General features: G+C 70.8%; 14 protein-coding genes. 9 read left to right on the top strand and 5 right to left on the bottom strand.

The window, feature by feature from the left end; translation table 11 throughout:
• The first annotated feature begins 129 nt into the window (after nt 1-129).
• Nucleotides 130-1,218, top strand: coding sequence for an epoxide hydrolase family protein (locus AQJ58_RS28270; RefSeq protein ID WP_067255283.1), 1,089 nt, complete (start codon nt 130-132; stop codon nt 1,216-1,218).
• 143 nt (nt 1,219-1,361) lie between these two features.
• Here the strand turns inward: AQJ58_RS28270 and AQJ58_RS28275 are convergent, their stop codons facing one another.
• From AQJ58_RS28275 to AQJ58_RS28285, 3 genes are all read right to left on the bottom strand, one after another.
• On the bottom strand, nt 1,362-2,342 hold the full coding sequence (locus AQJ58_RS28275) for a pirin family protein (protein ID WP_067255285.1): 981 nt from the start codon (nt 2,340-2,342) through the stop codon (nt 1,362-1,364).
• A gap of 122 nt (nt 2,343-2,464) precedes the next feature.
• Nucleotides 2,465-4,423, bottom strand: a complete 1,959-nt coding sequence (locus AQJ58_RS28280; protein WP_079079291.1) for an NHL repeat-containing protein — start codon at nt 4,421-4,423, stop codon at nt 2,465-2,467.
• 233 nt (nt 4,424-4,656) lie between these two features.
• Nucleotides 4,657-5,124 carry an SseB family protein gene (locus tag AQJ58_RS28285; protein WP_067255289.1) on the bottom strand — a complete coding sequence of 156 codons (468 nt, stop codon included), beginning with the start codon at nt 5,122-5,124 and terminating at the stop codon, nt 4,657-4,659.
• A 197-nt stretch (nt 5,125-5,321) separates the two neighbouring features.
• On the opposite strand from AQJ58_RS28285, the gene AQJ58_RS28290 reads away from it, so the two are divergent.
• From AQJ58_RS28290 to AQJ58_RS43985, 5 genes are all read left to right on the top strand, one after another.
• Nucleotides 5,322-7,163, top strand: a complete 1,842-nt coding sequence (locus tag AQJ58_RS28290; protein WP_067255291.1) for an acyl-CoA dehydrogenase — start codon at nt 5,322-5,324, stop codon at nt 7,161-7,163.
• 179 nt (nt 7,164-7,342) lie between these two features.
• Nucleotides 7,343-8,641, top strand: a complete 1,299-nt coding sequence (locus AQJ58_RS28295; RefSeq protein ID WP_067255293.1) for a M18 family aminopeptidase — start codon at nt 7,343-7,345, stop codon at nt 8,639-8,641.
• Nucleotides 8,642-8,709: 68 nt separating this feature from the next.
• Nucleotides 8,710-8,937: a DUF6458 family protein gene (locus AQJ58_RS28300; RefSeq protein WP_067255294.1), complete on the top strand. Its 228-nt coding sequence runs from the start codon at nt 8,710-8,712 to the stop codon at nt 8,935-8,937.
• 201 nt (nt 8,938-9,138) lie between these two features.
• Nucleotides 9,139-10,302, top strand: a complete 1,164-nt coding sequence (locus AQJ58_RS28305; protein WP_267892107.1) for a glycosyltransferase family 2 protein — start codon at nt 9,139-9,141, stop codon at nt 10,300-10,302.
• 60 nt (nt 10,303-10,362) lie between these two features.
• Nucleotides 10,363-10,527, top strand: coding sequence for a hypothetical protein (locus AQJ58_RS43985; RefSeq protein WP_199844705.1), 165 nt, complete (start codon nt 10,363-10,365; stop codon nt 10,525-10,527).
• A gap of 88 nt (nt 10,528-10,615) precedes the next feature.
• Here AQJ58_RS43985 and AQJ58_RS28310 read toward each other — a convergent pair whose 3' ends face one another.
• Nucleotides 10,616-11,008, bottom strand: a complete 393-nt coding sequence (locus AQJ58_RS28310; protein WP_067255722.1) for a cupin domain-containing protein — start codon at nt 11,006-11,008, stop codon at nt 10,616-10,618.
• Between the two features lie 53 nt (nt 11,009-11,061).
• Here AQJ58_RS28310 and AQJ58_RS28315 point away from each other — a divergent pair, with 53 nt between their 5' ends.
• The 3 genes from AQJ58_RS28315 to AQJ58_RS28325 all read left to right on the top strand — a co-directional run bounded on the left by AQJ58_RS28315 (nt 11,062) and on the right by AQJ58_RS28325 (nt 13,734).
• Nucleotides 11,062-12,084, top strand: a complete 1,023-nt coding sequence (locus AQJ58_RS28315) for a helix-turn-helix domain-containing protein (protein ID WP_067255296.1) — start codon at nt 11,062-11,064, stop codon at nt 12,082-12,084.
• Nucleotides 12,085-12,237: 153 nt separating this feature from the next.
• Complete coding sequence (locus AQJ58_RS28320) at nt 12,238-12,735, top strand: LURP-one-related/scramblase family protein (protein WP_067255298.1); 498 nt, start codon at nt 12,238-12,240, stop codon at nt 12,733-12,735.
• Between the two features lie 177 nt (nt 12,736-12,912).
• Entirely contained in the window at nt 12,913-13,734 is an 822-nt protein-coding gene (locus AQJ58_RS28325) for a hypothetical protein (protein WP_234360324.1), read from the top strand.
• Nucleotides 13,735-13,839: 105 nt separating this feature from the next.
• Here the strand turns inward: AQJ58_RS28325 and AQJ58_RS28330 are convergent, their stop codons facing one another.
• Nucleotides 13,840-14,625 carry a carbon-nitrogen family hydrolase gene (locus AQJ58_RS28330; RefSeq protein WP_067255302.1) on the bottom strand — a complete coding sequence of 262 codons (786 nt, stop codon included), beginning with the start codon at nt 14,623-14,625 and terminating at the stop codon, nt 13,840-13,842.
• Nucleotides 14,626-14,796: the final 171 nt, after the last annotated feature.

Here is a 14,796-nt window from a genome sequence, read left to right on the forward strand (position 1 = left end):
GATCCTCCGCCTCTTGTGTTAGTGCCACTAACAGTCTACCTTCGCTAGTGACACTAACGTTTATGTCACTAACATTCAGGCGCCCATCGCAGCGTTGGTGCCCAACACAGCGTTCCGAGAGGAAAGACCATGATCGAGCCGTTCCGCATCGACATCCCCCAGGCCGACCTCGACGACCTGACCGACCGCCTCGCCCGCACCCGTTGGCCCAACGAGGTCGCCGACGCCGGGTGGGACTACGGCTTCCCGCTCGCGCGCCTGAAGGAGCTGGCCGAGCACTGGCGTACGCGCTACGACTGGCGGGCGCACGAGGCCGAACTCAACGAGCTGCCGCACTTCACCACCGAGATCGACGGCCAGAACATCCACTTCGTCCACGTCCGGTCCCCGAAGCCGGACGCGCTCGCGCTGATCCTCACGCACGGCTGGCCCGGGTCGTTCCTGGAGTTCCTCGACGTGATCGAGCCGCTGTCGCGCGACTTCCACCTGGTGATCCCGTCGATTCCGGGATACGGCTTCTCGGGGCCGACCCACGAGCGCGGCTGGGACGTCGTGCGCACCGCGCGGGCCTGGGCCGAGCTGATGCGCCGCCTCGGCCACGAACGCTACGGCGCCCAGGGCGGCGACTTCGGCGCCGGCATCTCCCTGGCGCTCGGCGCGCTGGCACCCGAGCAGGTCGTCGGCGTACACGTCAACTACCTGCCGACCCGCCCCGACCCGGACGCCGGCCTCACGCTCTCGGAGTCGGACGAGGCCCGGCTGGACGAGGTCCGGCGGCTGATGGCCCAGCGTCCGCCGTACCAGGCGCTCCAGGCCAGCACCCCGCAGACGATCGGCTACGCGCTCACCGACTCGCCCGTCGGCCAGCTCGCCTGGATCGCCGAGCGCTTCGCGCAGTGGACCGACCCGGACTCGACGATCGGCGACGAGCGGATGCTCACCGACATCTCGCTGTACTGGCTGACCGCCACCGCCGCCTCCTCGGCGCGGCTGCACCGCGAGACGGCGCGCCAGGTCCTGCCCTGCCCGGTGCCGGTCGGCGTCGCGGTGTTCGCGCACGACATCACCCGGTCGGTGCGGCCGCTGGCCGAGCGGCTGTACGACATCCGGCACTGGTCGGAGTTCGAGCGCGGCGGCCACTTCGCCGCGATGGAGGTGCCGGACCTGCTCGCCGGGGACGTCCGGGACTTCTTCCTCACCGGCGTCGGGAAGGCGTGAGCGGGACCGGACACGGCGGAGCGGCCCCGCTCACGCGAGACCGCTCCGCCGTACCTCCGTGCCTTGGTGCCTCGGTGCCTCGGTGCCTCGGTGCCTCGGTGCCTCGGTGCCTCGGTGCCTCGGTGCCTCGGTGGCACCCTGGCTCAGGCCTCGTCCGGCCCCGCCTGCGTCATCCCGTGCACCGCGGGGATGGTCCCCAGGCGCCCCTTCTGGAAGTCCTCGAACGCCTGCTGAAGCTCGGCCTTGGTGTTCATGACGAACGGACCGTAGTGGGCCATCGGCTCACGGATCGGCTGTCCGCCGAGGAGGACGACCTCCATGTCCGGGGTGTGGGAGTCCTGCTTCTCGTCCGCGCGGACGGTCAGCGAGGAGCCCGCGCCGAAGACGGCGGTCTGGCCGAAGTGGATCGGGCGGCGTTCGGCGCCGACCGCGCCCTTGCCCGCCAGGACGTAGGCCAGTCCGTTGAAGTCCTCCCGCCAGGGGAGGGTCAGCTCCGCGCCGGGCGCGAGCGTCGCGTGGATCATGGTGATGGGGGTGTGGGTGATGCCGGGGCCCGCGTGGCCGTCCAGCTCACCGGCGATGACCCGCAGCAGCGCGCCGCCGTCGGGGGTGGTCAGGAGCTGGACGTTGCCGCCGCGGATGTCCTGGTAGCGCGGGGCCATCATCTTGTCCTTGGCCGGGAGGTTCACCCACAGCTGGAGGCCGTGGAAGAGACCGCCGGACATGACGAGGTGCTCCGGCGGCGCCTCGATGTGAAGGAGGCCCGAGCCGGCCGTCATCCACTGGGTGTCGCCGTTGGTGATGGTGCCGCCACCGCCCTGGCTGTCCTGGTGGTCGAAGATGCCGTCGATGATGTAGGTGACGGTCTCGAAGCCGCGGTGCGGGTGCCAGGGGGTGCCCTTCGGCTCGCCCGGCGCGTACTCCACCTCGCCCATCTGGTCCATCATGATGAACGGGTCGAGGTGGCGGTAGTGGATCCCCGCGAACGCCCGGCGCACCGGGAAGCCCTCGCCCTCGAAGCCGCTCGGCGCGGTGGTGACGCCCAGCACGGGACGCGCCACGGCCTCGGCCGACGCGGCGACACGCGGCAGCGTCAGAGGGTTCTCGACGGTCACTGCAGGCATGGTCCCTACCTCCTTGGGCGATGTGCGGCCCAGTTTAGTTGAGCATTGAACTTTCTGCCAGCCCCAACGACGAAAGCCCGGAGGACATTCCCTCCGGGCCGTGTCGTCCCTCGGACGAGGGATCAGTTGCTGAAGTACAGGTACTTCCAGGTGCCGTACGTCGTGGAGTTCACGTCGTCACCGGACGCGCCGTTGACGTACACCGAGCGCATCCGGGCCCGGATGCCCGCCTCACCGGGCGCCCCGAGGCTGACGGCCGACTTCCCGTTCGAGCCGACGGGGAACCACTCCGAGTCCGCCGAGTACCACGAACCCTGGTAGTAGACCTGGAGGTCGAAGCGCTGCTGACGGCCCGGGTAGTAGGTCATCGTCGTGGTGAGCAGCGGGTCGGTGTTCTTGTGGAACCAGTAGTACGACGTCGAGCCGATCCTCGCCGTCCGGTAGTGCCTGGAGACGGCGGTGGAGACCTTGACCCGCGCGTAGGCCGTGACCTTCACCGTCTTCGGCTGGTAGCGGGCGTCGCCGGCGAAGACCGCGGTGACGGTGGTGTCCCGGGTCATGTCCACCCAGGCGGCGAGGTCGCCGCTGGAGTTGACCTTCCCCTTCTTCACCAGCTTCTTGGGCTTGTCGCCGCCGAAGGGGTCGGCCCAGATCTCGACCGTGCGGTTCTTGTACGTCGAGCCGAGGTGCGCGGTGAACTTCACGTCGGCGCCGTAGTTGTACAGCTTGCCGTTGTTGTTCAGGCCGAGGCTCGTCCCGGCGCGGGACACCGCGACCTTGTCGGAGGCGGAGACCGCGGCGTGCTCGGTGTCGCCCGCGTAGGTGACCTTGTAGGTGACCGTGCCGCCGGCCGGCGGGGTGTCCGTGAAGGAGTACGTGCCGTCCGCCGCGACCGTGACGGCGGCGAGCGCCTTGCCGCTCGGGCTGTCGAGGTCGGTGCGGGTCACCGAGAGCTTGACGCCCGCGGGCAGCGGGACCGTCGCCGAGATCCGGCCGGTGACGGTGAGCTTCCTGGCGCGGGGCGCCGAGCTCGGGGCGTCGACCGTGAGCGTCGGCACGTTCAGCGTCGGCTGGGTGAGGGCCTTGAGCGTGTAGGTGCCGCCGCCCGGGACCAGCGCGAAGACCCGCGAGAAGTCCGGCGCCCAGCGCACGTCCGCGGCGGCGGTGTAGTCGGCGGCCGAGCCGACGGGGTAGGTGCGCAGCGGCTGGGTGGCGTCGGGCCGGTAGACCGCGACCTTGCCGGGGGTGAACTGGGCGACGAGCCCGTTCGACGCGACGTCGGCGCCCCACGCGGCGGGGTAGGCGCCGGCCTTGGTGAGGGTGCCGTCCGCGTAGGCGTGCCGGTCGGAGCCGTTGACGAGCACCTGGTCGGCGCCCGCGACGAGGTCGATGTCCCGGACGCCGTCGTTCAGTTCGTACGAGGTGTCGTGCCAGGCGACCACCCGGGCCGTGCCGCTCGACACGTCGAAGACGGCCTCGGTGCCCGTGGAGTCCCCGGTCTCGCCGACGGCCAGCAGGCCCGGCCGCAGCGGGTCGGCGTCCAGCAGCGCCTGCCCCCACATCCCGGAGCCCGTTCCCTCGGTCGGGATCTGGGCCAGCGCCACCGGGTCGGCGCCGCTCGCCGGGTCCACCGCCGGGTCGACGGAACCGAGGTCGCCGTCCCACTGGTCGCCGTACGAGAACCACAGCTTGCCGCCGGCGAAGGCCAGGTGGCGCGGGCCGGTGCCGGTCGCGATCGGGTACGTCGTCCGGACCTCCAGGGTGGCCGGGTCGAGCGCGAGGATGCGGTGCGTCTCGGGCAGGGCGGCGTACAGGGTGCCGCCGTCGTCCGAGAGGGCCAGGTCGCTGACGCTGCCGAAGCCGACGTTCAGGTCGACGAGGGTGCCGTTGTAGTCGGAGGCGAGGATCCGGCCGTCGGCCGCGTCGCCGACGAACACCCGCTGGTGGGCGCCGTCCACGACCAGACCGCCGACGCTGGTGACGGTGGTGGTGGCGGCCGAGGCGGTCCCCGCCGCCACGACGCTCAGCGCCGCCGAGCTGAAGAGGACCGCGAGTGCCGTCGCGACCGAAGTGCTGCGCATGCGCACAGTGATGAACCCCCAGTGAAAACCCGGGTGGGCCGGGTAGACGAGAGCGCCGCGCGGCACCCGGACGCGACCGCCGAAGAGCGGTGACGCGCGGGGCGCGGCTGCCTGACGGCATGCTATGGCATGGCTGTGACAAACAGGAGCGGGTTTTCCCGCGCGGACCACGTGGGCGGACCACGTCGGCCGGGGTTCCGGGGCCGTACCGCGGGCCCTACGGCGGGGACGGCTCAGCCGCCGTACATCCTGCGCATCGCGAACTCCACCATCTGCTCGACCGCCTTCGCGTCGAACACCATCCGGTGCTCGCCCTCCATGTCGACGACGAAGCCGTAGCCGGTGGGGAGGAGGTCGATGACCTCGGCGCCGGTGATGACGAAGTACTTGGACTCCTTGCCCGCGTACCGGCGCAGCTCCTTCAGCGAGGTGAACATCGGGATCACCGGCTGCTGGGTGTTGTGCAGGGCGAGGAAGCCGGGGTTGTCGCCGCGCGGGCAGTAGACCTTGGAGGTCGCGAAGACCTGCTGGAAGTCCTCCGCCGCCATCTGCCCCGTGGTGAAGGCGCGGACGGCGTCCGCGAGGGAGGGCGGGGACGGCTCGGGGTACAGGGGCGGCTGCTGCCCGTAGCCGCCGGCCATCGGCTGCTGCGGCGGTGCGTACTGCTGCTGGGCGCCCATGTTCTGCTCGTAGCCGTACATGGGCGCAAGCGTACCGAGACCGCCGGGCCGGTGGGGCGGTCGCCGGCGGGATGTGGGACGTCGGTGTGAACCGTCACAGATGGCCGGATCGGGGTTGCGACTTATTACCGGCGGGTAGCATCATCGGAGCTACTAGTTGGTAAGTGAACTGGCGCGAGGATCAAGTGCCTCGCCGATCTCTCTACGGAGCCGTCGCCATGGGGCACTACAAGTCGAATCTCCGCGACATCGAGTTCAACCTCTTCGAAGTACTGGGACGCGACAAGCTGTACGGCACCGGCCCGTTCGAGGAGACGGACACCGAGACCGCGAAGAGCATCCTCGAGGAGCTCACCCGCCTCGCCGAGAACGAGCTGGCCGAGTCCTTCGCCGACGCCGACCGCAACCCCCCGGTCTTCGACCCGGAGACGAACACGGCGCCGGTCACGCCGTCCTTCAAGAAGTCGTACAAGGCCTTCATGGAGTCGGAGTACTGGCGCCTGGGCCTGCCCGAGGCGATCGGCGGGACCACCGCCCCGCCGTCGCTGATCTGGTCGTTCGCGGAGCTGATCCTCGGCTCGAACCCGGCCGTGTGGATGTACTCCTCCGGCCCGGCGTTCGCCGGCATCCTCTACGACGAGGGCAACGAGGAGCAGAAGAAGATTGCCAGGATCGCCGTGGAGCGGACCTGGGGCTCCACCATGGTGCTCACCGAGCCCGACGCGGGGTCGGACGTGGGCGCCGGGCGCACCAAGGCCGTGCAGCAGGAGGACGGCTCCTGGCACATCGAGGGCGTGAAGCGGTTCATCACCTCCGGTGAGCACGACATGGAGGAGAACATCCTCCACTACGTGCTGGCGCGCCCCGAGGGCGCCGGAGCGGGCACCAAGGGACTCTCCCTCTTCCTCGTCCCGAAGTACCTCTTCGACGTCGAGACCGGCGAGCTGGGCGAGCGCAACGGCGTCTACGCCACCAACGTCGAGCACAAGATGGGCCTGAAGGCCTCCAACACCTGCGAGATGACCTTCGGCGACCGGCACCCCGCCAAGGGCTGGCTGATCGGCGACAAGCACGACGGCATCCGCCAGATGTTCCGCATCATCGAGTTCGCCCGGATGATGGTCGGCACGAAGGCCATCTCGACCCTGTCGACCGGCTACCTCAACGCGCTGGAGTACGCCAAGGAGCGCGTCCAGGGTCCCGACCTGGCGAACTTCATGGACAAGAGCGCGCCCAAGGTCACCATCACCTACCACCCCGACGTGCGCCGCTCGCTGATCACGCAGAAGGCGTACGCCGAGGGCATGCGCGCCCTCGTGCTGTACACGGCGTCGGTGCAGGACGCGATCGCCGTCAAGGAGGCCGCCGGCGAGGACGCCAAGGCCGAGCACGCGCTGAACGACCTGCTCCTGCCCATCGTCAAGGGCTACGGCTCCGAGAAGGGCTACGAGCAGCTCGCCCAGTCCCTCCAGACGTTCGGCGGCTCCGGGTTCCTCCAGGAGTACCCGATCGAGCAGTACATCCGCGACGCCAAGATCGACACCCTGTACGAGGGCACCACCGCGATCCAGGGCCAGGACTACTTCTTCCGGAAGATCGTCCGCAACCAGGGCGCCGCGCTGAACTCGCTCGCCGAGGACATCAAGAAGTTCCTGGCGCTCGGCACGGGCGGCGAGGAGCTGGCCGGCGCCCGTGAGCACCTCGCCAAGGCCGCCGTCGAGCTGGAGGCCATCGTCGGTCTGATGCTGACCGACCTCGCGGCCACCGAGCAGGACGTCAAGAACATCTACAAGGTGGGCCTGAACACCACCCGTCTGCTGCTCGCCTCCGGTGACGTGGTCGTCGGCTACCTGCTGCTCAAGGGCGCCGCGGTCGCCGCCGAGAAGCTGGAGACGGCCTCCACCAAGGCGGTGTCGGCCAAGGACGTGGCGTTCTACACCGGCAAGATCGCCGCGGCGAAGTTCTTCGCGGCCAACGTCCTGCCGGGCGTCACCCTGGCCCGCAAGATCGCCGAGGGCGTCGAGCTGGACCTGATGGAGCTGGACGAGGCCGCTTTCTGACGTTCCGGACCATCGCGGCCCGGGGACCGGCGCGGCATGCTAGAAATGCGGCCCCGGTCCCCCACCCGGCCCGGCTCCCCCACGGGAGCCGCCGGGCAGGGCCGCCCTCCACACCGTCCTCACGAGGGCCCGTTCCCATGACCGGGAACGGGCCCTCGTACGTCGTTAAGGTGAACCCCATGAGCGAACCCCCCCACTTCGACCGCGGCCACACCGACGACCTGATGTCCTTCCTCACGGTGAGCCCGTCGCCGTACCACGCCGTCGCGAACGCGGCGGCGCGGCTGGAGAAGGCCGGCTTCCGGCAGGTCGTCGAGACGGACGCCTGGGACGGGACGAGCGGCGGCAAGTACGTGCTGCGCGGTGGCGCGATCGTGGCCTGGTACGTCCCCGAGGGCGCCGCGCCGCACACCCCGTTCCGGATCGTCGGCGCCCACACCGACTCGCCGAACCTGCGCGTCAAGCCGCTGCCCGACACGGGTGCGCACGGCTGGCGGCAGGTCGCCGTGGAGATCTACGGCGGGCCGCTGCTCAACTCCTGGCTCGACCGCGACCTCGGCATCGCGGGCCGGCTCACCCTGCGGGACGGCTCGACCCGCCTGGTGAACGTGGGCCGCCCGCTGCTGCGCGTCCCCCAGCTCGCCATCCACCTCGACCGCGCGATCGGCAGCGACGGGCTCAAGCTCGACAAGCAGCGCCACCTCCAGCCGGTCTGGGGCCTCGGGCACGAGGTCCGCGACGGCGACCTCATCGCCTTCCTGGAGGAGGAGGCCGGGATCCCCGCGGGCGAGGTCACCGGCTGGGACCTGATGACCCACTCCGTGGAGCCGCCCGCCTACCTGGGCCGCGACCAGGAGCTGGTGGCCGGCCCACGCATGGACAACCTGCTGTCCGTGCACGCCGGTACGGCGGCCCTGGCGGCCGTCGCGACGAGCGGCGCCGGTCTGCCGTACGTCCCGGTGCTCGCCGCCTTCGACCACGAGGAGAACGGCTCGCAGTCGGACACCGGCGCCGACGGACCGCTGCTCGGCACCGTGCTGGAACGTTCCGTTCTGGCGCGCGGCGGATCGTTCGACGACCGGGCGAGAGCCTTCGCGGGCACGGTGTGCCTGTCCTCCGACACGGGCCACGCGGTCCACCCCAACTACGCGGAGCGGCACGACCCGACGCACCACCCGCGCGTCAACGGCGGCCCCCTCCTCAAGGTCAACGTCAACAACCGCTACGCCACCGACGGCACCGGCCGCGCCGTGTTCGCCGCCGCCTGCGAGAAGGCGGGCGTGCCGTTCCAGTCGTTCGTCTCCAACAACTCCATGCCCTGCGGCACGACCATCGGCCCCATCACCGCGGCCCGGCACGGGATCCGGACCGTCGACATCGGTGTGGCGATCCTGTCCATGCACAGCGCCCGCGAACTCTGCGGCGACGCCGACCCGTACCTCCTGGCGAACGCGCTGGTGGCGTTCCTGGAGGGCTAGTTCAGCCACGAGGGGGTACCCGCAGGCGGTGGCCGGAAGGGCCGGCCGCGCGCAGGGAGGCGACACTCATGGGTCTCGGCGGGTGCATCATCCTCATCGCCGTGGGAGCGATACTGACCTTCGCGACCGACTGGGACATGCAAGGGGTCAACCTCGACCTGGTCGGCGTCATCCTGATGATCGTGGGGCTGATCGGCGTGACCACGTTCAGCAGCATCGCCCGGCGCCGGCGGGTGGTGGTCCCGCCGCCCACCACCGTTGTCGAGGACGACCGCCGCAGGGAACCTCCTTTCTGACAGCCCGCCTCTTTCTGCTCACCTCTTTCTGGCGGCTCACCTCTTTCTGGCGGCTCGTCACGAAGGGGATGCACAGGAAAAATTCAGACAACCGTGAGCAGTCCGTTACTCAGGACACTTGTCGGCTTGTCATAATTTCGTGAAGATTTCCGGGAAAAGAGGGGCTGGGGGGCCCGCACCGTCACACCTGGGGGTCCCGGCGTGCTCGACCTCGCGCCACCGAGCGGTCCGCGAGCGCAGGACGCGCGTCGCCACGCGGCACGCCGTCATGCTGCACGTCGTGCGCACGCGGCCCCCGAGGAACCGGCCGAACGCCCCCGGCTCGCCGTACTGATCCCGGCGCACAACGAGGCGGACCGCATCGGCGCCGCCATCGACGGACTGCGGGACCAGACCCGGCGGCCCGACCTGGTCGTCGTGGTCTGCGACAACTGCACCGACGACACCGCCGGGACCGCCGCCGCCCACGGCGCCCAGGTCTTCCACACCCAGGGCAACACCCACAAGAAGGCCGGCGCCCTCAACCAGGCCATCGCCTGGATGCTGCCGCACCTCGACGACCGCGACCTCCTCCTCGTCCAGGACGCCGACACCGTCCTCGACCCCTGGTTCGCCGAGACCGCCCTCGGCACCTTCAACCGCAAGGTCGGCGCCGTAGGCGGGGTCTTCTACGGCGAGGAGGGCGGCGGCTTCCTCGGGCTCCTCCAGCGCATGGAGTTCCACCGCTACGCCTGGGAACTGGAGCGCACCGGCGGCAAGGCCCAGGTCCTCACCGGCACCGGCACCATGTTCCGCGCCCGCGTCCTGCGCGAGGTGCGCGCCGCCCGCCGCGCCGGGGTCATCGGGGGCGGCACCGGCTACTACAGCCTCGCCTCGCTCACCGAGGACGACGAGATGACCAAGGCGGTCAAGACCCTCGGCTACCGGGCCATGTCCCCGGCCGGCTGCGCGGTCGTCACCGAGGTCATGCCCTCCCTCGGCAAGCTCTGGCACCAGCGGCTGCGCTGGCAGCGCGGCGCCCTGGAGAACCTGCGCGACTACGGCTGGACCAAGGTCACCGCCCGCTACTTCCTCCAGCAGTTCCTGATGGGCTTCGGCGCGCTGTCCTTCCTCGTCTACCTCACCTACATGGCCACCTTCACCACGCTGTACGGCTGGCCCGGCCTCTCGCCGTTCTGGACGGCGATCGGCCTGATCTTCGTGGTCGAGAAGACCGTCTCCGTCCGCCGCGCGGGCCCGAAGGCCGTCCTGGTCGCCGCGCTGATGGTCCCGGAGATGCTCTACGACCTCTTCCAGCACGCCGTCTACTTCACCTCGCTGTGGGGGCTGTTGCGCCGCAGCGAGGAGAAGTGGGTGGCGACATAGGCCCCGTGGGCCTCACCGAACCCACCCCCCTCCCCCTTGGCACTCGCTAGGAGAAGCACGATGTACGGAAGAGTGATCGGCGCCGGAACCACGGGCGCCGGCGGCGCCACCCTGGCCGCCACCGGTCTGTGGATGAACAGCATGGCGCTGGTGGTCGCCGCCACCACGCTGGTCGCCGCGGGCGTCGCCCTGTTCAAGCTGGCCCCGCGCTCGCGCCGCATGTAGCCCCGCCCGCCCAGCCCGGATCCGCCTCCCTCGTGAGGCGGATCCGTCCGTCACGACGCTCCGGTGAGTGACGGCGCGTTGCGGCGGCTCACGAGAGCCTGTGGCCCGTCGTCGCGTCCACGTGGGACGGGATCTCCTCGTGACGGTCGCCGACGCTGGAGGTGCCGGTGGGTTCGAGGACGAGGATCTCGGTGGGGACGGGGGCGTACGGCTTGTGCCCGATGCCGCGCGGGACCGTGAAGACGGACCCCTTCGGGAGGACGACCGTCCGCTCGCCGGCCGGCTCGCGCAGACCGATGTGGAGTTCGCCCGACAGGACCAGGAAGAACTCGTCGGTGTGGTCGTGGACGTGCCAGAGGTGCTCGCCCTCGACCTTGGCCACGCGGATGTCGTAGTCGTTGACGGTGGTGACGATACGGGGGCTCCAGCGCTCGGAGAACGACGCGAGGGCGGTGGCCAGGGAGACGGGTTCGGTGGTCATGCCGGTCATCGTCGTCCCTGGTGCCGGGCGGGGACGAGTGCTAGGAATCGCACATGCCGCAACATTCCTCGCACCCACGGCACCGATCACACCGACCGCACCGACCGCACCGGGTCGTGGTGATCGTCGACGAGGGGACCAACCCCTTCGAAGTCGGGGTCGCCACCGAGCTGTTCGGGCTGCCGAGGCCCGAACTGGGGCTGCCGGGGCCGCTGTACGAGGTGACGTTGTGCGCGCCCGCGGGTGAGGTGCGGATGAACCACGGCTTCTTCCGGCTGACCGGGGTGCCGGGCCTGGAGGCCGTCGACGGCGCGGACACCCTCGTCGTACCGGGGCGGCCCGACAACGTCGTCCCGCGCGGGGACGACGTCCTCGACGCCGTCCGTCGCGCCCACGCGCGCGGGGCGCGTGTCCTGAGCCTGTGCACCGGCAGCTTCGCGCTCGCCGAGGCCGGACTGCTCGACGGCCGCCGGGCGACCACGCACTGGATGTGGGCGGAGGCCTTCCGCGAGCTGCATCCGCGCGTACGGCTGGAGCCCGACGTCCTCTTCATCGACGAGGGCGACGTCCTGACCGCCGCGGGCAGCGCCGCCGCCCTCGACCTCGGGCTGTACGTCGTCCGGCGCGACCACGGCGCCGAAGTCGCCAATGCGGTGTCCCGACGGCTCGTGTTCGCCGCGCACCGGGACGGCGGACAGCGCCAGTTCGTGGAGCGCCCGCTGCCGGACGTGCCCGACGAGTCCCTGGCGCCGCTGCTGGAGTGGGCCCGGGCGCGGCTGGCCGAGCCGCTGACGGTGGCCGGCCTCGCGGCCCGCGCCGCGGTCTCCCCCGCCACCCTGCACCGCCGCTTCCGCGCCCAGCTCGGCACCACCCCCCTCGCCTGGCTGACCGGCGAACGGGTGGCGCTCGCCTGCCGGCTCATCGAGCGCGGCGAGGAACGGCTCGACGTGGTCGCGTCGAGGAGCGGGCTGGGGACCGCCGCGAACCTACGCGCGCGCGTACGGCGGGAGACCGGCCTCAGTCCGTCGGCGTACCGGCGGCGATTCGGCCCGGCGGGCGGGGCGACGGTGACGTAGCCGCGCCGTAGCCGCGCCGGGGGGAGGCGCCGAAGCCCCACCCCGCACCTGTTTTCGTCCATGCCGCCCGCACGGCCTTCGGCCGGTTCGTCCGTCCGATCATTTCCCGCCCCCTCCGGGAGAGATCGAGCGGCGCCGGGAAGCAGTACCGGCATGAGATTCCTCGTGCGCGACCGGCTCCTGGCCCTCGGTGACGACTACTGGATCGAGGACGACCGGGGCGAGAGGGTGTACCTCGTCGACGGCAAGGCCATGCGGCTGCGGGACACCTTCGAGCTGAAGGACACCCAGGGGCGGGTCCTGATCGACATCCGCCAGAAGATGTTCGCCCTGCGCGACACGATGGTGATCGAGCGGGACGGCGAGCCGCTGGCCACCGTACGGCGCAAACGGCTCTCGCTGCTGCGCAACCACTACCGGGTGTCGCTGGCCGACGGGCGGACCGTGCTGGACGTCAGCGGGAAGATCCTCGACCGGGAGTTCGCGGTCGAGTACGACGGTGAGCTGCTCGCCGTCATCTCCCGGCGGTGGCTGCACGTGCGGGAGACCTACGGCGTGGACGTCGTACGGGAGGACGCGGACCCGGCGCTGCTGATCGCGGTCACGGTGTGTGTGATCCACCTGGCGGAGAAGGAGCGGGACGGGGACTGAGGGGGAGCGAGGCGGCTCCGCCCCCACCCTCCGCCGTGAGGATCAAATGATGATCGGACGCAGGTGCGTCGCGGCTGGTCGAGCTCCCGGTGCCCTTACCGTGCGTGATCAAGGAAGTGCGGTCAGCCCCGGCAGTGGTTCCGCACCTCGTCCTACCAGCGACAGGAGTACGTACCCGTGAACGCTCGCCTCAGGACCCGGCGAAGACTGATGCTCGGGATCACGGCACTGACCGTGATCGCCGCGACGGCCGCCCCGGCATCGGCGTCCGCCGACGCTCCGGCACCGGCGGCACCGGCGTCCGCCGACCCCTACGGGACCGCCCCGGTCCAGGACCACTGGGGTGTCATCGCCCGCAACACCATCGGCTCCCCGGTCGCCGCCCTGCGGAAGGGGCCGTTCGGCTCGTTCGGCGTGACCGGCCCCTCGGCGCGACCGCCCTTCGGACAGGGCAGCCTCGGGATCGAGGTGGCCGACCGCTCCACCAGCCTCACGCCGCCCAGCGAGAAGGCCAGTTTCGGCAACGAGGTCGACTTCTACGGCGATCCGGTCCTGGGTATCACCGATGTCGGCTTCCACGTCTTCCAGACCGGCGAGAACATCACCTACGGCGGCCCCGGGAACATGCCGAACATCACGTTCGAGATCAATCCGAACCTGACCGCGGCCCCCGCCACCACCTACTCCTCGATGGTGTGGCTCCCGGACCCCTCCCCCACGGTCAACAGCTGGAGCCCATACCTGGACGCCACGACGACCGGCAAGTGGTTCCTCACGGGCAACGCCGGAACCGTGACCGGGTGCAACCTGACCACGACCTGCACCTTCCAGCAGCTCAGGACGGCCCTCTCCGACGGCGGTGCGGAGCCGACCGTCTACACCGCCGCCGTGGGCAAGGGCCGCGACTTCATGTGGATCGGTGCCGTCGACGGCCTGCGCATCAACGGGACGGTGTACGACTTCGAACCGGACAAGGTCCGCCCCCGCCCCGTCGGCTGAGCCGAGGGCGGGCACCGGCGCCGAGGACGACGTCGCCCGTCCGGACCACCGGACGGGCGGCGCGCCGAGCGGACGGGATCACGCGGGCGTCCCGGACACCGCCCTTCACCGGCGGCCGAGCACCCGGTCCTTCAGCGCCGGGAACTGTTCGCGGGTCGCGGCGACCTTCGCCGGGTCGAGGTCGACGGTGAGGACCTCCTCGCCGGGACCGGCCTCGCCGAGCACCTCTCCCCAGGGATCCACCACGATCGAGTGACCCGCCTGGAGAACTCCGGCGTGGGTCCCGGCCGTTCCGCACGCGAGCACGAACGCCTGGTTCTCGACCGCCCGCGCCTGGGCCAGCAGCGTCCAGTGCGCCCGGCGGCGCTCCGGCCAGCCCGCCGAAAGGACGAGCGTCTCGGCGCCGGCGTCGACGAGACCGCGGAAGAGCTCGGGGAAGCGGAGGTCGTAGCAGGTGGCCAGCCCGACGGTCGTGTCCGGCAGACGGACCGTCACCAGCTCCCGGCCCGCGCCCATCAGCACGGCCTCGCCCTTGTCGAAGCCGAAGCGGTGGATCTTGCGGTAGACCGCCACCCGCTCACCGGAGGGCGAGAAGACCAGGGACGTGTTGTAGAGGGGGCCGTCGGGGTCCCGCTCCGGGATCGAGCCCGCGTGCAGCCAGACGCCCGCGTCGCTCGCCGCCTTGGCCATCGCCTCGTGGGTCGGCCCCTCCAGCGGCTCGGCCTCCTCGGCGAACGCCTCGTAGGCGAAGGCGCCGGTCGTCCACAGCTCCGGCAGCACCACGAGGTCAGCGGCGCCGGCCTGCTCCCGCACGAGCGAGGCGACCCGCGCCCGCCGTGATTCGACCGATTCGCCCTCGTCTACGGAGATCTGGATCAGAGAGGCGCGCACAGTACCACCGTCCTGGCATTCGAGTAGTCCACACGGGCCTACGATCGTCACACGAAAGCACTGCCGGGGTGCCTCACAGCAGCGTAACTTAGCGTTTCACGACACCCGCCGACAGCCGCCGACCGTCTCCGCCTCCCGCTGGCAACGCCGCCACCCGCCGCCACCATCTGC

It is taken from the genome of Streptomyces sp. DSM 15324 (assembly GCF_001514285.1).
Classification (GTDB): Bacteria; Actinomycetota; Actinomycetes; order Streptomycetales; family Streptomycetaceae; genus Streptomyces.